This is a genomic window from Amycolatopsis sp. NPDC049691 (genome assembly GCF_040675005.1).
GTDB lineage: Bacteria > Actinomycetota > Actinomycetes > Mycobacteriales > Pseudonocardiaceae > Amycolatopsis.
The window spans coordinates 152,101-167,461 of sequence record NZ_JBFANX010000001.1 but is presented as its reverse complement, the minus strand read 5'-3'; the positions used below and the strand labels follow the sequence as shown (position 1 = coordinate 167,461).

The window sequence follows — 15,361 nt, the reverse complement described above, 5'->3', positions numbered from 1 at the left end:
CATGTTCCCACGTTTCGCCGCGGGAACCGAACTTTTACGTGCTGGGATAGGTGGCGAGGTAGATCGCGGTGCGTTCCGCGCCGGGACGGCGGGGACGCGAGCGGAACTCCTCGAGCAGGGCGTTGAGCCGCGTTTCCAGCTCCGCCCGCTCCTCGGGGGCCACCTGGACGACCAGGCGCGACTGGTGCACGCCCTCGAATCCGGTCTCGGCGATCTCGGCCAGATAGGCCTCGAGTACCGCCTGTTCCACGCCCTTGTCACCGCATGAGTCGAGTGTCCACGAAAGGCCCGTCGAAAGATACGGGATTTCCTTGGCGCCCCGGGCTCCGCGGCGCGGCGGCTGCGCGGCGAGGAAGCCGGTCTCGACGAGCTTGCGCACGTGGTGCAGCGTCGTCGCCGGGTCCCGGCCCAGCCTTTCGGCGAGCTCCTTGTTCGTCAGCGCCTCCGAGAAGGTCAACCGGATGATGCGCAGCCGTATTCCGGAGGCCAGCGCGGCGGCCTCGGCTTCGGTGGCGGCACGTCGTTTCGCGGGGAGCACGCGGGACAGCTTAGAGCGAACAGTGATTGACACTTTCCAATCACTCGGGCCAGACTCGGGTGCCATGCACCGGGGGTCACTCTTCCGCCACGCCGACTTCAGGCGGCTCTTCGCCGGCGACACGGCCAGCCAGTTCGGCGTGTTCGTCGGGAACACCGCCGTCCCGCTGCTCGCGGCGGTCACGCTCGCCGCGACGCCGTTCGAGATGGGCCTGCTGACCGCGGCCGAGACGCTCGCCTTCCTGCTCATCGGGCTGCCCGCGGGCGTGTGGGTCGACCGGATGCGCCGCCGCCGGGTCATGCTCACCGCCGACTTCACGCGGGCGGCGCTGCTGCTGAGCGTGCCGGCCGCCTGGTGGGCGGGGGTGCTGACGCTCGCCCAGCTGCTCGTCGTCGTGTTGTTCGTCGGCATCGCGACGGTGTTCTTCGACATCGCCTACCAGTCGTACCTGCCCTCGCTCGTCGGCCGGGAGCACCTCCTCGAGGGCAACGCCAAGCTGCAGGCCGTCCAGTCGACCGCGCAGATCGCCGGGCCGAGCGCCGCCGGTGTGCTGGTCCAGCTGGTGACCGCGGCGAACACCGTGCTGGTCACCGGCCTCGGCTTCCTCACCTCGGCACTGTGCCTGCTGCGGATCCGCGCGCGGGAACCCGGGCCCCGGCACGACGGCCACGCCCGGTTGCTGCCGCAGATCGCCGAGGGCCTGCGGTTCGTCTTCTCCGACCGGCCGCTGCGGGCGATCGTGGGCACGACGGCGACGGCCAACTTCTTCAACGGCGCGTTCGTCGCCGTGAACGTGCTGTTCCTGACGCGGACCGTCGGGCTGCCGCCGGCCGCGGTGGGCGCGCTCATGGCGGTCGGCGGCGCCGGCGGCATCCTCGGCGCGGTCTGCTCGGGCGCGGTCACCCGCCGGGTCGGCCAGTCCCGCGCGATCTGGCTGGTCCCGCTGGTCACCGCGCCGGCCTACCTGCTGGTCCCGCTCGCCGCGCCCGACTGGCGGCTCGGGCTGTCCGGGTTCGGGCTCGTCGCCAGCGGGTTCGGGATCATCATCTACAACATCGCGCAGGTTTCCTACCGGCAGGCGATCTGCCCGGACCGGCTGCTCGGCCGGATGAACGCGAGCGTGCGGTTCGTCGTCTGGGGCACCATCCCGCTGGGCGGCCTGCTCGGCGGCGCACTCGGCGAAGGACTCGGGCTGCGCGGCGCGATGTGGGTCGCCGTCGCCGGCGAGGCCGCCGCCGTCCTGTGGGTCGTGTGCTCGCCCTTGCGGCACATGCGCGATCTGCCGACCGCGGCGAAAAGCGATTCCGCCGCCGCCTAGAGTTGCTTCATGAGTAACCCATACGAACGCCCGCGAGTCCCGGACAAGGTCGGTGTCGACGGTCTGGAGGCCAAGTGGGTACCCGTATGGGAATCCACCGGCGCCTACCGTTTCGACCGCACGAAAACCCGCGAAGAGATCTACTCGATCGACACGCCGCCGCCGACGGCCAGCGGGTCGCTGCACATCGGGCACGTGTTCTCCTACACCCACACCGACGTGCTCGCGCGGTTCAAGCGGATGCGCGGGGCCGAGGTGTTCTACCCGATGGGGTGGGACGACAACGGTCTGCCGACGGAACGCCGCGTGCAGAACTACTTCGGCGTCCGCTGCGAGCCGTCGCTGCCCTACGACCCGGATTTCCGGCCGCCGGAGAAGCCGGGCAAGGACGTCGTCGCGGTGTCGCGGCGGAACTTCGTCGAGCTGTGCGAATCCCTGACCGTGACCGACGAAAAGGTCTTCGAGGAACTGTGGCGGCGGCTCGGGCTGTCGGTCGACTGGACGATGACCTACCAGACGATCGGGCACGACTCGCGGCTGATCTCGCAGCGCGCGTTCCTGCGCAACCTCGAGCGCGGCGAGGCGTACCAGGCCGAAGCGCCGACGCTGTGGGACGTCAGCTTCCGCACCGCCGTCGCCCAGGCCGAACTGGAGGACCGGGAACGCCCCGGCGCCTTCCACGACCTCGCGTTCACCGGGCCGGACGGCGCCGACGTCGTGATCGCGACGACCCGGCCGGAGCTGCTGCCCGCCTGCGTCGCGCTGGTGGCGCACCCCGACGACGAGCGGTTCGAGCCGTTGTTCGGGAAGACCGTGCGGACACCGGTGTTCGGGGTCGAGGTGCCCGTGGTGGCGCACCACCTCGCGGATCCGGAGAAGGGCCGCGGGATCGCGATGGTGTGCACGTTCGGCGACACCACCGACGTCACGTGGTGGCGCGAGCTGCGGCTGGCGACGCGGGTGGTGCTGGGCCGCGACGGCCGCTTCCTGCCCGACGCGCCGTCCGGCGTCTCTCCCGAGGCCTACGCGCCGCTGGTGGGCAAGACCGTCCACACGGGACGCGAGATCATGGTGCGCCTGCTGCGCGAATCCGGGGCCCTGCGCGGCGAACCGCGGCCGATCACGCACTCGGTGAAGTTCTACGAACGGGGCGACAAGCCCCTGGAGATCGTCGCCAGCCGGCAGTGGTACCTGCGCAACGGCGGCACCGACGTCGCCTTCCGGGAGAAGATGCTGGCCCGTGGCGAAGAGCTGAACTGGGTGCCGAAGCACATGCGCGTGCGGTACTCGTCGTGGGTGGAGAACCTGGCCGGGGACTGGCTGATCAGCCGTCAGCGGTTCTTCGGCGTGCCGATCCCGCTGTGGTACCGGCTCGACGAGCACGGCGAACCCGACTACGACGCGCGGTTGCTGCCCGCCACCCTGCCGGTCGACCCGAGCAGCGACGTCCCGCCGGGCTTCACCGAGGACCAGCGCGGGAAGCCGGGCGGGTTCGTGGCCGACCCCGACGTGATGGACACGTGGGCGACGTCGTCGCTGACGCCGCAGATCGTCGGCCGGTGGAGTATCGACGACGACCTGTTCGCGCGGGTGTTCCCGATGGACCTGCGGCCGCAGGCGCACGAGATCATCCGCACCTGGCTGTTCTCGACGGCGGTGCGCGCGGAACTGGAGCACGGCGTGCTGCCGTGGCGGGAGACGGCGATCGCGGGCTGGGTGCTCGACCCCGACCGCAAGAAGATGTCGAAGTCCAAGGGCAACGTGACGACCCCGGTGGACCTGCTGGAGCGCTTCGGCTCGGACGCGGTCCGCTACTGGGCGGCGAGTGGCCGCCCGGGCGTGGACACGACGGTGGACGAGGGACAGATGAAGGTCGGCCGCCGGCTGGCCACGAAGCTGCTCAACGCGAGCCGGTTCGTGCTGGGCCTGGGCGTGCCGGCTCCCGGCGCGGTGGCCACCGAACCCCTGGACCGGGCGGTGCTGGCGTCGCTGGCCGTCGTCGTCGAGCAGGCGACCGCGGCGCTGGAGGCGCTGGACTACGCGCGGGCGCTGCAGGTGACGGAGACGTTCTTCTGGACGTTCTGCGACGACTACGTCGAGCTGGTGAAGGGCCGCGCGTACGGCGACCTCGGCGCTGCCGAGGCAGCTTCGGCGCAGGCGGCGCTGGTCACGGCGTTGTCGGCGGTGCTGCGGCTGTTCGCGCCGTTCCTGCCGTTCGCGGCCGAGGAGGTCTGGTCGTGGTGGCAGGAGGGGTCGGTCCACCGGGCGTCGTGGCCCGCCGCACCGGCCGTCGAAGGTGATCCGGAACTGCTCGCCCTGGCCGGCGAGGTGATCGCGGCGGTGCGCCGGGCGAAGACGGACGCGAAGGTGTCGATGCGGTCCGCCGTCGAGACGCTCACCGTGACCGGGCCGGCCGAGCTGCTGACCCGGTTCGCGGCCGTCGAGCCGGACATCCGCACGGCGGGCGCGATCGCGAACGTGGAGACGCGGGAAGGCGACTTCGCGGTCGACGCGAAGATCTGACGCCGGGGGCCGCCGTCACGAACCGGCGGCGGCCCACCAGGCTTCGTCGATCTCGCCGCGCGCCACGATCTCCGCCGGGCCCGACAGCGTCGACGCGCCGCGGGACACCGTCACCGTCACCCGGCCGCCCGGGATGTCCACAGTGGACTCGCCCGTGTCCGTGCCCGCCAGGTGGAACGCCGCCGCCACCGCGGCGACCGTGCCCGTTCCGCACGCCCGGGTCTCCCCCACCCCGCGCTCGTGCACGCGCATCCGCAGCGCGCCCTCGCCGAGGCGGTTGACGAACTCGAGGTTGACCCCGTGCGGGAAGACGTCGTGGTCGAAGTCGGGCTGGTCGCGCAGGTCCAGGTCCGCCACGTCCTCGTCGATCAGCGACACCAGGTGCGGGTTGCCGACGTTCACCGCGACACCCGAGAACGGGCGGCCGGCCACGACCGTCACCGACGTCCCGGTGATCGTCGCCGGGCCCATCTGGACGGTCACCGAGTGGTCGGGGTGCACCACCAGCGGGCGATCGCCCGCGCGGGTGCCGATGACGAACTCGCCCGCGGTCTCCAGGCCCGCTTCGACCAGGTAGCGGGCGAACACGCGGGTGCCGTTGCCGCACATCTCGGCGATCGACCCGTCGGCGTTGCGGTAGTCCATGAACCACTCGCCCGCGGACGGCTCGTCGATCGCCGCGGCGCGGACGATGCGCAGGACGCCGTCGGCGCCGAGGCCGCGGTGGCGGTCGCACAGCGCGGCGACCCGGGCTTCGGTCAGCTCGAGGCGGCCCGCCGGATCGGGGAGCAGCACGAAGTCGTTCTGCGTGCCATGCCCCTTGAGGAACTCGATTCCGCCCATAGGGGCAAGATTACCGGCCCAGGGTATCCAGGACGCGCGCGGCCAGCCCCGGATCGGCGCCGTCGAACCAGTGGATCCGCTGGTCGCGCCGGAACCAGGACCGTTGCTTCCGGACGAAGCGCCGGGTCGCCTGCGCCGTCGCCGCGGCGGCCGCCTCGAAGTCGCCTTCGCCGTCCAGTTCGGCGAGCACCTGCTGGTAGCCGAGCGCCCGCGACGCCGTCTTGCCCTCGCGCAGGCCGCGCTTCTCCAGCTCGCGCACTTCGTCGACCAAGCCGGCCTCGAACATCCGCCGGACGCGCTCGTTCACGCGCTCGTCGAGCTCCTCGGGCGCGCGGTCGACGCCGATGACGACCGTGCCGTAGCGGGCGGGCCCCGGCTTGGGCAGGTTCGCCGAGAACGGCTCGCCGGTGATCTCGATGACCTCGAGGGCGCGCACGATCCGGCGCGTGTTGGTCGGCAGGATCGCGGCCGCGGCGGCGGGATCGCGCTCACCCAGCCGGGTGTACAACGCGGGCGTGCCGAGCCGCTCGGCTTCCGCGTCGAGCCGGGCCCGGACGGCCGGGTCGGTGCCGGGGAACCGCAGGTCGTCGAGCACCGCCTGGACGTAGAGGCCGGACCCGCCGGCCAGCACCGGCACCCGGCCGGCGGCCAGGAGCCGCTCGATTTCGGCGCGCGCGTGGCGCTGGTAGGCCGCGACGGACGCCGTCTCGGTCACGTCCAGGACGTCGAGCAGGTGGTGCGGGACGCCGCGGCGCTCCTCTTCGGTGGCCTTCGCGGTGCCGATGTCCATGCCGCGGTAGAGCTGCAGCGCGTCGGCGTTGACGACTTCGCCGCCCAGTTCCAGCGCCAGCTCCACGGCCAGCGCGGTCTTGCCGGTGGCCGTCGGGCCGACCACGGCGACTCCGGCGACGGGGCTGTTCACGGCGGCTGACGATACCGGCGGGCCGACACGGAGCGTCCACCGGAAGTAGGATCACGAGCTTCGAGTGGCTCATCCGGTACCACGGTGCGCGCTGAGCTGCTTGAATGCCGACTGGAGGCCGTAGCATCCGAGCACGGCCCGTGACGACCGCATTACCCGGCCCCGCTTCCGCGGCGGGGCGCCCGCGCGAGCGGGCGTACAGGCGATAAGGAGCCTGCGATGGCCCAGGAGAACACTTCCACCGGTACCCCGGCCCCGCACCCGGTGCCGCACGCGCTGCACGCCGGGCACGCCGCCCCGCCCGTGCCGCCCGCCGAACCCACCCCGTCGACCTGGGGCCGGATCGACGACGAGGGCACCGTCTACGTCATCACCGCCGAGGGGGAACGCGCCGTCGGCGTCTGGCAGGCAGGCAGCCCCGACGAGGGTCTCGTGCACTACGCCCGCCGCTTCGACGACGTGCGCACCGAGGTCGAGCTGCTGGAGACCCGGCTGGTGTCCGGCGCCGGCGACCCGAAGCACGCGCTGTCGAGCGCCACCCAGATCCGCGACGGGCTGGCCGAGGCCGCGCTGGTCGGCGACCTGGCCGCGCTCGCCGCGCGGCTGGAGTACGTCATCGGGCACGCCGAGAAGGCGCTGGCCAGCGCGAAGGCGGAGCGCGAGGAGGCCCGCGCGGCCGCCGTCGCCCGCAAGCAGGAGCTGGCCGAAGAGGCCGAGAAGATCGCCGCCGACTCCACCCAGTGGAAGGCGGCGGGCGACCGGCTGCGCGCGATCCTCGACGAGTGGAAGACGGTCAAGGGCGTCGACCGCAAGACCGACGACGAGCTGTGGAAGCGGTTCTCCAAGGCCCGCGAGGCGTTCAACCGCCGCCGCGGGTCGCACTTCGCGGAGCTGGACAAGCAGCGCGCGTCGGCCAAGCAGCGCAAGGAAGAGCTCATCGCCGAGGCCGAGGCCATCAGCGAGTCCGAGGACTGGGGCGAGACGGCCGGCCGCTACAAGGACCTGATGACCGAGTGGAAGGCGGCCGGGCGCGCGCCCAAGGACAGCGACGAAGCGCTGTGGCAGCGGTTCCGCGCGGCGCAGGACAAGTTCTTCGCCCGCCGGTCGGCGGTGTTCTCCGAGCGCGACGCGGAGTTCTCGCAGAACGCGGCCCGCAAGGAGGAGCTGCTGATCGAGGCCGAGAAGATCGACGCGTCGGCCAACCTGGAGGCGGCGAAGAGCGCGCTGCGCCGGATCCAGGAGCAGTGGGACGAGATCGGCAAGGTCCCGCGCGAGCGGATCCGCGAGCTGGACGGGCGGCTGAAAGCCGTCCAGGACGCGGTCAAGTCGGCGGAGGACACCCGGTGGCGCCGGACGGACCCGGAGGCGCAGGCCCGGGCCGCGCAGTTCCGGGAGCGGGTGGAGCAGTTCGAGTCCCAGGCCGCGAAGGCGCGTGCCGCCGGGGACGAGCGCCGAGCCAAGAAGGCCGAAGAGCAGGCCGCCCAGTGGCGGGAGTGGCTGCAGGCCGCTGAGGCGGCGGTCGCGGACCGCTGACCTTCCGGGCGGGCTTGCGTTGGTCGGTTGCCGAGGTTTCCGGGTGGGTTGCGCTTGCCGGTCGCCGAGGTCTCCGGCCGGCTCGCGTTGGCCGGTTGCTGAGGTCTCCGGGCGGGTTGCGCTTGCCGGTCACCGAGGCCTCCGACCGGCTCGCGTTGGCCGGTTGCTGAGGTCTCCGGGCGGGTCGCGCCTGCCGGTCACCGAAGACTCCGGCCCAGTTCGCGCCTGGCCGTCGCCGAGGTCTCCGACCGGCTCGCGCTGACCGATCACCGGAGTCTGCGGCCCAGCTCGCGCCTGCCCGTCGCCGAGGTCTCCGACCGGCTCGCACTGACCGGTCACCGAAGACTCCGGCCCAGCTCGCGCCTGCCGGTCACCGAGGTCTCCGACCGGCTCGCGCTGACCGGTCACCGGAGTCTCCGGCCCAGCTCGTGCCTGCCGGTCACCGAGGTCTGCTGCCCAGCTCGCGCTTGCCGGCCACCAAGGTTCCGGCCGGGTTGCGCTTGCCGGTCACCGAGGTTCCGACCGGCTCGCGCTTACCCTTCGCCCACGCGTCCAGCCGGCTCGCGTTTATCGGTCGCCGAGCATCGAGGCCGGCTTGTCCACATCACGGTGCTCCTGTGGACAAGTCGGCCCCTCAGCCGGATTTCCGGCATTCCCGTCGGTGGGCGCCGATACGCTGGAAGCGGGGCAGCCCCCCAGGGAGGGCGGGGTCGTGGCGCCCCCCCCGGGTAATCGGACGGTTAACGGATCACCCGAAGCGGTCCGCTCACCCCCACTACCGGGGGTTTCGGGGCGCTCTCCGCGGCTCCCGGTGCTCCACTTCGATCATGACCAGCACACTTCTCAGCGCCAGAAGGACCCTCTCCGCGCTGGCGATCGGCATCGCCGTCGCCGGGCTCGCCCCGGCTCTCGCCGCTCCCGCCGGTGCCGCGCCCGTCACCGCGTCCACCGAAGCGGGCAAGGGCAAGGTGAAGGTCGACGGCAAGCTCGGCAAGGACCACGTCAAGGTCAACGAAAAAGTCGACCTCAAGGGCAACCTCAAGGTGCTCGATGCGCCCCGCGCCGACGGCACCCAGACCCTCGAAACCGTCATCGTGCAGCAGCTGCAGGCGGGTGTCTGGGTGAACCTCGCCGACACGACCTGCCGGCCGAACGGCGGCTTCACCTTCAGTCTCAGCTTCAGCCTGAGTGCCACGGTCTCGCTGCGGCTCTACCACCCCGAGACGACGCTGTACGCCGCCGCGTACTCGTCGAGCACCCTCACCCTCCGGGTGGGCTGAGTCCTCAGGAACGCGAGAACGCGGTGCGCATCCACTGCACCGCGAGGCAGATCATCGCGATCCAGGCGATGATCAGGCCGTACCCGGGTCCGCCGCCCGCGGCTCCGCTGGCGTGCGACGACTGCTGCGACCAGATCGCCAGCAGCCCGTCCACCGAGGCGAACCAGCCGCCGGCGGCGCACACCCAGGCCAGCCACCACCGGCGCGTCACCAGCGCCAGCGCCGACGCCAGGATGCCGACGCCGGTCGACGTCGCCGCGAACAGCTGCGGGATGCCGCCACCCTCGCCGGCCAGCACCTGCCAGCCCGCGTGGTCGCCGACCCACGGCAGGATCAGGCAGATCAGCAGCACGAACGTGAACACCGCGATCGTGAACCCGCGCCGGCCCAGCTCGACCGTGCGCGACGCGCGGTCGCCCACCTCGTCGATCTCGGCGGCCAGCTCGGCCAGCTCGCCGTTCCCCTTGGACTCCGTCACAACGCACACCCGCTCACCGGCTCCGGCCGGGCGGCCGGGGCACCGAACCCCGGCAGTCCCAGCGTGACGCCGCTCGTCTTCGGCTTCAGCCCGGCTTCCGCGTTGTCGCCGGCTCGCGTCCGCCGGTGGGACAGCAGGTCGCCGTCGGCCACCAGGTGGTGCGGGGCGCCGTAGGTCACGACCGTCTCGACGACGTCGCCGGGGCGCACCGCGCGGTCGACGTGCGCACCGGTCGGCGTGAAGTGCACGAGGCGGCCGTCGCGGGCGCGGCCGCTCATGCGGTTCGTCTCGGCGTCCTTGCGGCCCTCGCCCTCGGCGACGAGCAGTTCGACCCGGCGGCCGACGATCTTCTTGTTCTCTTCCCAGGAGATGGCGTTCTGCAGCTCGACCAGGCGGTCGTAGCGCTCCTGCACGACCTCCTTGGGCAGCTGGCCCGCCATCGTCGCGGCGGGCGTCCCGGGGCGCTTCGAGTACTGGAAGGTGAAGGCGCTGGAGAAGCGCGCCTGCTCGACGACGTCGAGCGTGGCCTGGAAGTCCTCTTCGGTCTCCCCGGGGAAGCCGACGATGATGTCGGTGGTGATGGCCGCGTCCGGCATCGCCGCGCGCACCTCGTCGAGGATCTTCAGGAACCGCGCCGACCGGTAGGACCGCTTCATCTCGCGCAGCACCCGGTCGGACCCGGACTGCAGCGGCATGTGCAGCTGGTGGCAGACGTTCGGCGTCTCGGCCATCGCCTCGATGACGTCGGAGGTGAACGCGGCCGGGTGCGGCGAGGTGAAGCGCACGCGCTCCAGGCCGTCGATGGCGCCGGTCGCGCGCAGCAGCTTCCCGAAGGCGAGCCGGTCGCCGAACTCGACGCCGTAGGAGTTCACGTTCTGGCCGAGCAGCGTGACTTCGAGCACGCCCTCGGCCACGAGCGCCTCGACCTCGGCGAGGATCTCGCCGGGCCGGCGGTCGCGCTCCTTGCCGCGCAGCGCGGGCACGATGCAGAAGGTGCAGGTGTTGTTGCACCCGACGGAAACCGACACCCAGCTCGCGTAGGACGACTCGCGCTTGGCGGGCAGCGTCGAGGGGAAGGTCTCGAGGGATTCGAGGATCTCGACCTCGGCCTCGGCGTTGTGCCGCGCGCGTTCGAGCAGCGTCGGCAGCGACCCGATGTTGTGCGTCCCGAAGACGACGTCGACCCAGGGAGCGCGCTTGACGATCTCCCCTCGGTCCTTCTGCGCGAGACACCCGCCGACGGCGATCTGCAGCCCCGGGTTGGCGACCTTGTCCGGGCGCAGGTGGCCCAGGGTGCCGTAGAGCTTGTTGTCGGCGTTCTCCCGCACGGCGCAGGTGTTGAACACGATCAGGTCGGGCTTGGCCCCGCGGTCGACGGGGACGTACCCGGCGTCCTCGAGCTGCCCGGCGAGGCGCTCGGAGTCGTGCACGTTCATCTGGCAGCCGAAGGTGCGGATCTGGTACGCCCTGGGTGCCTGGTTCTCGGTCATCGTCCTTCAGGGTAACCCTCGCCTGACCAGGCCAAGCCGCCGCCCGCCCGGGGCCGGCGCTACGCCGATCGGGCGACATCCGCGAGCGGACCTCAACCGCCTGCGCCGTTCGGGTGTGACAGCTGCGCGGACCTCCGGGTCGACCGGATCCGCACCACCGGGAACTGCGGCCAGGGAGAACCACGATGAGCGCTGGGAAACGACGCGTCGGCAACGCGGTGCTGGCGGTGGGGAGCGCCCTCGCCGCGCTCGTGGCCGTGGCGCCCGCCGCGGGCGCCGCCCCCGTCCGCAACGGGACGTGCGAAGCCGGCGAATTCTGCCTCTACTACCAGTACGACCTGCAAGGATCGGTTTCGGACTTCACCACCTCGATCGCGAACTACGGGAGCACCCAGCCGACCTGCTACGAGTTCAAGGGCGCCGGCGCCGGCCAGGGCCAGTGCGTCAAGAACCGGGCGCTCTCGGGGTACAACCGGACCAGCCACGTCGTCAGGCTCTACTTCAACAGCAACTACGGCGGCACCTACATCGACTTCCAGCCCAACGACGCCAGGGACGGCGGCCTGGGCCCGCTCGACCTGAACAACGCCTCGCACAAGATCCTCTAGCGGCGGGTCGAAGACCGGCTCTGGAACTGATCGAACCCCTGATCCCGTCCCGACCAGCGCCGCGCGGTCCGGGTGGGCGGCCCCGGATCGATGACCGTGCCGCGCTGGAGGGGATCTTGTTCGTGCTCGACACCGGCTGCCGCCGGCGAGGCCTACCCGAGCAGCTCGGATGCGGTTCCGGGCCGAGGGAGATCGATCTCCTGGAGGAGGCTGCAGCTTCAGAGGCGTTCGACGCGGTCGGCCTGCGGGCCCCGGTCGCTCTGACGCACCGCGTACCGGACCCGGTCACCCTTCTGCAGCGGCTCCGACCCCATGACCACGGACACGTGGGCGAAGAGATCGTCGCCGCCTGCGTCCGGGGTGATGAAGCCGAAGCCGCGGTCGGCGTCGTAGCGCGCGACGACGCCCTCGCCGCCTCGTGCGGGCACGTCCCGCGCCGCCGGCCCTGCGGCCGCGGCAGGTGCCGTCTGGGGCTCGGCGCCCCGGACCAGGTGCACGTCGCGGGCCTGCGGGCCCTTGTCTCCACTGGCCACCTCGTAGGCGACGCGGTCGCCCTCCGCGAGCCACGTCAGCCCCTCGGCCAGGGCCCGGGCGTGCACGAAGACGTCCCCGGCGCCGGAGTCGGGGTTGATGAAGCCGAAGCCCTTGTCCTCGTCGTACCAGGCCACCGTGCCGTCGGCACCGTCCGCGATACCGGCCGCAGCGGGTGAACCGGCCCCTGCTCCCAGCGGGATCACGTGCCCGGCCTGCGGGCCGCGCTCGCCTTCGACGATCAGGAAGGCCACCCGCTGCCCCTCGGTGACCACGCCGCCGGTCACGATGGCGGAGCTGTGCACGAAGATGTCGGCGCCGCCGCCGTCCGGCGACGCGAAGCCGTACCCCTTGCCCGGCTCGTACCAGTTGATGGTGCCGAGCAGGCCCACGGCGCTGCCGGTGGCCGCATCGGCGGTGACGCGAACGCGCAGCGCCTGGGGCCCGCGGTCGTTCTCGCCGACCTCGAACACGACGGCCTGACCCTCGCGGAGCAGTTTCGCGCCGCCGTCCCCGATGATCTCGGAGGCGTGCACGAACACATCCGGCGAGCCGTCCTCGGGCGCGAGGAAGCCGAAACCCCGTTCGGCGTCGAACCAACGGACGGTCCCTTGCGGCATCAAAAACTCCAGGTCGAGAGAGCGGGCACTGGCCCCCAGTCTCTCTGACAGACCTCGCGGTCCGTCGGCCGGGCCCACAGGTGGGCGGTGCGGAGCCAACGGCCCGCCGGGTTTCGAGACCAGGTCTAAGCGCCGCGCATGACGTCGTAGACGTCCTCCTCGCCCGCTTCGGCCGCGGCGCGGGGGAACATCGCCTTTTCGTACTCCCCCAGCGCCTTCTCCGGGTCGCCCGGGTGCGCGGCGATCGCCTGGGCGAGGGAAGCGCCGTCCAGCATGGCCAGGTTGGCCCCTTCGCCGTTCGGCGGCAGCAGGTGGGCCGCGTCGCCGATCAGGGTCACTCCCGGGACCCGCTCCCAGCTGTGCCCGGCCGGCAAGGTGAACAGGCGGCGCAGCACCGGCGGGACGTCGCTGTCGGTGAGCAACGCCGTCAGCTCCGGGGCCCCGCCGCCGAACTCTTCGGCGACCCGGCCGGACCAGTCCCGCGGCTTGCGCAGCTGCGCGTACGTGTGCAGCGTCCCGCCGCGTTCGCGGTGCGCCAGGATCCCCTTGCCCGGTGCCAGCGCGAACATCGACCCCGCGCCCACGGCTTCCGCGGCGGCGGGGTGGCGCGTGTCCGCGTCGAACAGGAAAGTCTCGACCACCGAAACGCCGGCGTACTCCGGAACGGCGTCCGACAGCAGCGGGCGGACCCGGGACCACGCGCCGTCCGCGCCGACGAGCACGCTCGTGACGACGGTGGTGCCGTCCGCGAAGCCCACCTCGTGGCGGCCTTCGCCGAGAGCCCGGGCGCCGGTCGCCTTCCGTCCCCAGTGGACGGTCCCGGGCGGCAGCGAATCGAGCAGCAGCTGCCGCAGTTCGCCGCGCTGGACCTCGGGCCGTTCGCCGGTTCCGTCGTCGGGCCGGTCGAGCAGCACCCGTCCCGTCCGGTCGAGGACGCGGTAGGACTCCCGGCCCGCCAGCACCAGCTCGCGGAACCCCTCCGTGAGGCCCGCCGCTTCGAGCGCCTTCTGGCCGTTCCACGGGTGGATGTCGAGCATGCCGCCCTGGCGGCGGGTGGCCGGCGAGGGCTCCGCTTCGTAGACCGTCGCCGGGATGCCGTGGACGTGCAGGACCCGGGCCAGCACCAGGCCGCCGAGTCCGGCTCCGATGATCGTGATGGTTCTTTGGATCGTCACTCCAACGACGCTACCACGACTTTGGATCGCCGATCCAACCATGGCATGATGAGCCCATGGCGAAACGACGCACGGACGGGCTGTCCCGGGAGGTGATCGTCAAGGCCGCGGCCGAGCTGCTCGACGACGGTGGTGAGGCCGCGCTGACCTTCCGCGCGCTCACGACGCGGCTGAGCACCGGCTACGGCGCGATCTACCACCACGTGGCGAACAAGAGCGACCTGCTCGCGGCGGCCACCGACGACGTCATCGCCGACGTCCTGACCGGCGTGGTCGTCACCGGGGACCCGCTGGAGGCCCTGCGGACCGTGGCACTGGGCCTGTTCGACGCGATCGACGCCCACCCGTGGGTCGGCGCCCAGCTCTCCCGGGAGCCGTGGCGCCCCGCGCTGCTGGAGATCTACGAAAGCACCGGCCGGCTGCTCGACGCGCTCGGCGTTCCCGAACAAGCGCTGTTCGACGCCGCGGGCGCGCTCGTGAACTACGTCCTCGGCGTCGCCGGGCAGAACGCCGCGAACGCCCGGGTCCTCGCCTTCGGCGAAGCGGACCGGACGGCCTTCCTCGCCAAGGTCGCCGCGCAGTGGGCGGAGCTGGACCCGGCGAGGTACCCGTTCGTGCACCGGGTTTCCACGCGGCTGCGCGAGCACGACGACCGCGCGCAGTTCCTCGCCGGCGTCGACATCTTCCTGGCCGGGATCGCGGCCCTCCGGTAGCCGGCGGCCACCGGAGGGCCGGGCCGGTCACCAGCCGACCGCGACCACCAGCCACTGCGGGTCGCCGTGGGAGACGAACGACGACTGGGCGGCCACGTCGTCGTACGGGAAGCCGTACGCGAGGTGGTTGATCCCGTGGTCGTGCCAGAACTTCGCGTAGTAGTTCGCCGGCGCCGCCTGGTAGTACCGCGCCGGGTCCTGCCACTGCGACTGCGGCAGGTGCGCGGTGTGGCGGTTCAGCGCCGCGCACATGTCGGGGTTGCCGGCCAGCGAACCGGCGCAGCCGGTGATGTTCGACGTCGGCTCGTTGACGCCGACCGACTGCGCGTAGGCGGTGAAGTAGTTCGCGTACTTGCCGCCGGCGCGGAAGTCCGGCGCGCTGCCCGGGGCCGGGATGCGGTACGGCGCGTTCACCGTCGCCAGGCCCTTGAACTCGGCCGGCACCTCGGACTGGAACCGGGCGAAGGTGGCCGACCGGTCCTCCTGGAACAGGCCGTAGTCGTCACCGACCTGGACGTCGTAGCCGTCGTGCGCGTGCAGCCGCATGGCCAGCTTCAGCGCGAACGCGTCGACCCGGGTGGTGTTGCCGTTGAACACGTCCGGCCCGACGGTGAACTCGATGAAGTCGGCGTACTGGCTGTTCGGGCTGCCCAGGTAGAAGTACATCCGGCCGGCGGAGTTGGCCGGCATGTCGATATACGGCTGTTCGGCGATCGAATGCGTCTGGCCGCCGAAGTTCCAGTACACCTGGCTGTCCGGGTACTTGCCGTTGGTGCGGTTGAGCACCTT

Annotated in this window: 14 protein-coding genes and 1 pseudogene; 7 read left to right on the top strand and 8 right to left on the bottom strand. The window is 71.9% G+C overall.

All coding sequences use genetic code 11. The features are described 5' to 3' along the window. Positions 1-34: 34 nt before the first annotated feature. A complete protein-coding gene (locus tag AB0J40_RS00850) occupies positions 35-538 on the bottom strand; it encodes a winged helix-turn-helix domain-containing protein (protein ID WP_364445749.1) in 504 nt (167 codons plus the stop codon). Between the two features lie 64 nt (positions 539-602). Here AB0J40_RS00850 and AB0J40_RS00845 point away from each other — a divergent pair, with 64 nt between their 5' ends. Further along, positions 603-1,856: an MFS transporter gene (locus AB0J40_RS00845; RefSeq protein ID WP_364445747.1), complete on the top strand. Its 1,254-nt coding sequence runs from the start codon at positions 603-605 to the stop codon at positions 1,854-1,856. Positions 1,857-1,865: 9 nt separating this feature from the next. Next, positions 1,866-4,379, top strand: a complete 2,514-nt coding sequence (valS, locus tag AB0J40_RS00840; RefSeq protein ID WP_364445745.1) for a valine--tRNA ligase — start codon at positions 1,866-1,868, stop codon at positions 4,377-4,379. Between the two features lie 15 nt (positions 4,380-4,394). On the opposite strand, the gene dapF is transcribed toward valS, so the two are convergent. Both dapF and miaA read right to left on the bottom strand, forming a co-directional pair. Continuing rightward, a complete protein-coding gene (dapF, locus tag AB0J40_RS00835; protein ID WP_364445744.1) occupies positions 4,395-5,222 on the bottom strand; it encodes a diaminopimelate epimerase in 828 nt (275 codons plus the stop codon). Positions 5,223-5,232: 10 nt separating this feature from the next. Next, the gene (gene miaA, locus AB0J40_RS00830) at positions 5,233-6,144 is read right to left on the bottom strand and encodes a tRNA (adenosine(37)-N6)-dimethylallyltransferase MiaA (RefSeq protein ID WP_364445742.1); all 912 of its coding nucleotides are present in this window, start codon (positions 6,142-6,144) and stop codon (positions 5,233-5,235) included. 219 nt (positions 6,145-6,363) lie between these two features. Between miaA and AB0J40_RS00825 the strand changes: the two genes are divergently transcribed. After that, on the top strand, positions 6,364-7,677 hold the full coding sequence (locus AB0J40_RS00825; protein WP_364445740.1) for a DUF349 domain-containing protein: 1,314 nt from the start codon (positions 6,364-6,366) through the stop codon (positions 7,675-7,677). Between the two features lie 827 nt (positions 7,678-8,504). Further along, complete coding sequence (locus tag AB0J40_RS00820; protein WP_364445739.1) at positions 8,505-8,957, top strand: hypothetical protein; 453 nt, start codon at positions 8,505-8,507, stop codon at positions 8,955-8,957. Between the two features lie 4 nt (positions 8,958-8,961). Here AB0J40_RS00820 and AB0J40_RS00815 read toward each other — a convergent pair whose 3' ends face one another. After that, on the bottom strand, positions 8,962-9,435 hold the full coding sequence (locus AB0J40_RS00815) for a hypothetical protein (protein ID WP_364445737.1): 474 nt from the start codon (positions 9,433-9,435) through the stop codon (positions 8,962-8,964). Continuing rightward, positions 9,432-10,925 carry a tRNA (N6-isopentenyl adenosine(37)-C2)-methylthiotransferase MiaB gene (miaB, locus tag AB0J40_RS00810; protein ID WP_364445735.1) on the bottom strand — a complete coding sequence of 498 codons (1,494 nt, stop codon included), beginning with the start codon at positions 10,923-10,925 and terminating at the stop codon, positions 9,432-9,434. Before miaB ends, AB0J40_RS00815 begins: the two co-directional genes overlap by 4 nt. Positions 10,926-11,110: 185 nt before the next feature. Between miaB and AB0J40_RS00805 the strand changes: the two genes are divergently transcribed. Together AB0J40_RS00805 and AB0J40_RS00800 are read left to right on the top strand one after the other, a co-directional pair. After that, positions 11,111-11,533, top strand: a complete 423-nt coding sequence (locus AB0J40_RS00805) for a peptidase inhibitor family I36 protein (protein ID WP_364445734.1) — start codon at positions 11,111-11,113, stop codon at positions 11,531-11,533. 20 nt (positions 11,534-11,553) lie between these two features. Further along, positions 11,554-11,715 (top strand): annotated as a pseudogene (locus AB0J40_RS00800) (transposase); the annotation flags it as partial. A 36-nt stretch (positions 11,716-11,751) separates the two neighbouring features. Here the strand turns inward: AB0J40_RS00800 and AB0J40_RS00795 are convergent. After that, on the bottom strand, positions 11,752-12,684 hold the full coding sequence (locus AB0J40_RS00795; RefSeq protein WP_364445732.1) for a cold shock domain-containing protein: 933 nt from the start codon (positions 12,682-12,684) through the stop codon (positions 11,752-11,754). Between the two features lie 125 nt (positions 12,685-12,809). After that, positions 12,810-13,853: an NAD(P)/FAD-dependent oxidoreductase gene (locus AB0J40_RS00790; RefSeq protein ID WP_364447241.1), complete on the bottom strand. Its 1,044-nt coding sequence runs from the start codon at positions 13,851-13,853 to the stop codon at positions 12,810-12,812. Positions 13,854-13,915: 62 nt separating this feature from the next. Here AB0J40_RS00790 and AB0J40_RS00785 point away from each other — a divergent pair, with 62 nt between their 5' ends. Continuing rightward, positions 13,916-14,572 carry a helix-turn-helix domain-containing protein gene (locus AB0J40_RS00785; RefSeq protein WP_364445731.1) on the top strand — a complete coding sequence of 219 codons (657 nt, stop codon included), beginning with the start codon at positions 13,916-13,918 and terminating at the stop codon, positions 14,570-14,572. Between the two features lie 27 nt (positions 14,573-14,599). Here the strand turns inward: AB0J40_RS00785 and AB0J40_RS00780 are convergent, their stop codons facing one another. Next, positions 14,600-15,238, bottom strand: a complete 639-nt coding sequence (locus AB0J40_RS00780) for a glycoside hydrolase family 64 protein (protein ID WP_364447239.1) — start codon at positions 15,236-15,238, stop codon at positions 14,600-14,602. Positions 15,239-15,361: the final 123 nt, after the last annotated feature.

What these genes read in the sequence shown, in the direction of transcription:
- AB0J40_RS00795 (WP_364445732.1), bottom strand. Translation starts at nt 12,684, where the DNA reads ATGCCGCAAGGGACCGTCCGTTGGTTCGACGCCGAACGGGGTTTCGGC.
- AB0J40_RS00820 (WP_364445739.1), top strand. Translation starts at nt 8,505, where the DNA reads ATGACCAGCACACTTCTCAGCGCCAGAAGGACCCTCTCCGCGCTGGCG.
- AB0J40_RS00785 (WP_364445731.1), top strand. Translation starts at nt 13,916, where the DNA reads ATGGCGAAACGACGCACGGACGGGCTGTCCCGGGAGGTGATCGTCAAG.
- AB0J40_RS00805 (WP_364445734.1), top strand. Translation starts at nt 11,111, where the DNA reads ATGAGCGCTGGGAAACGACGCGTCGGCAACGCGGTGCTGGCGGTGGGG.
- valS (WP_364445745.1), top strand. Translation starts at nt 1,866, where the DNA reads ATGAGTAACCCATACGAACGCCCGCGAGTCCCGGACAAGGTCGGTGTC.
- AB0J40_RS00780 (WP_364447239.1), bottom strand. Translation starts at nt 15,238, where the DNA reads ATGTACTTCTACCTGGGCAGCCCGAACAGCCAGTACGCCGACTTCATC.
- AB0J40_RS00845 (WP_364445747.1), top strand. Translation starts at nt 603, where the DNA reads ATGCACCGGGGGTCACTCTTCCGCCACGCCGACTTCAGGCGGCTCTTC.
- AB0J40_RS00825 (WP_364445740.1), top strand. Translation starts at nt 6,364, where the DNA reads ATGGCCCAGGAGAACACTTCCACCGGTACCCCGGCCCCGCACCCGGTG.
- miaB (WP_364445735.1), bottom strand. Translation starts at nt 10,925, where the DNA reads ATGACCGAGAACCAGGCACCCAGGGCGTACCAGATCCGCACCTTCGGC.
- dapF (WP_364445744.1), bottom strand. Translation starts at nt 5,222, where the DNA reads ATGGGCGGAATCGAGTTCCTCAAGGGGCATGGCACGCAGAACGACTTC.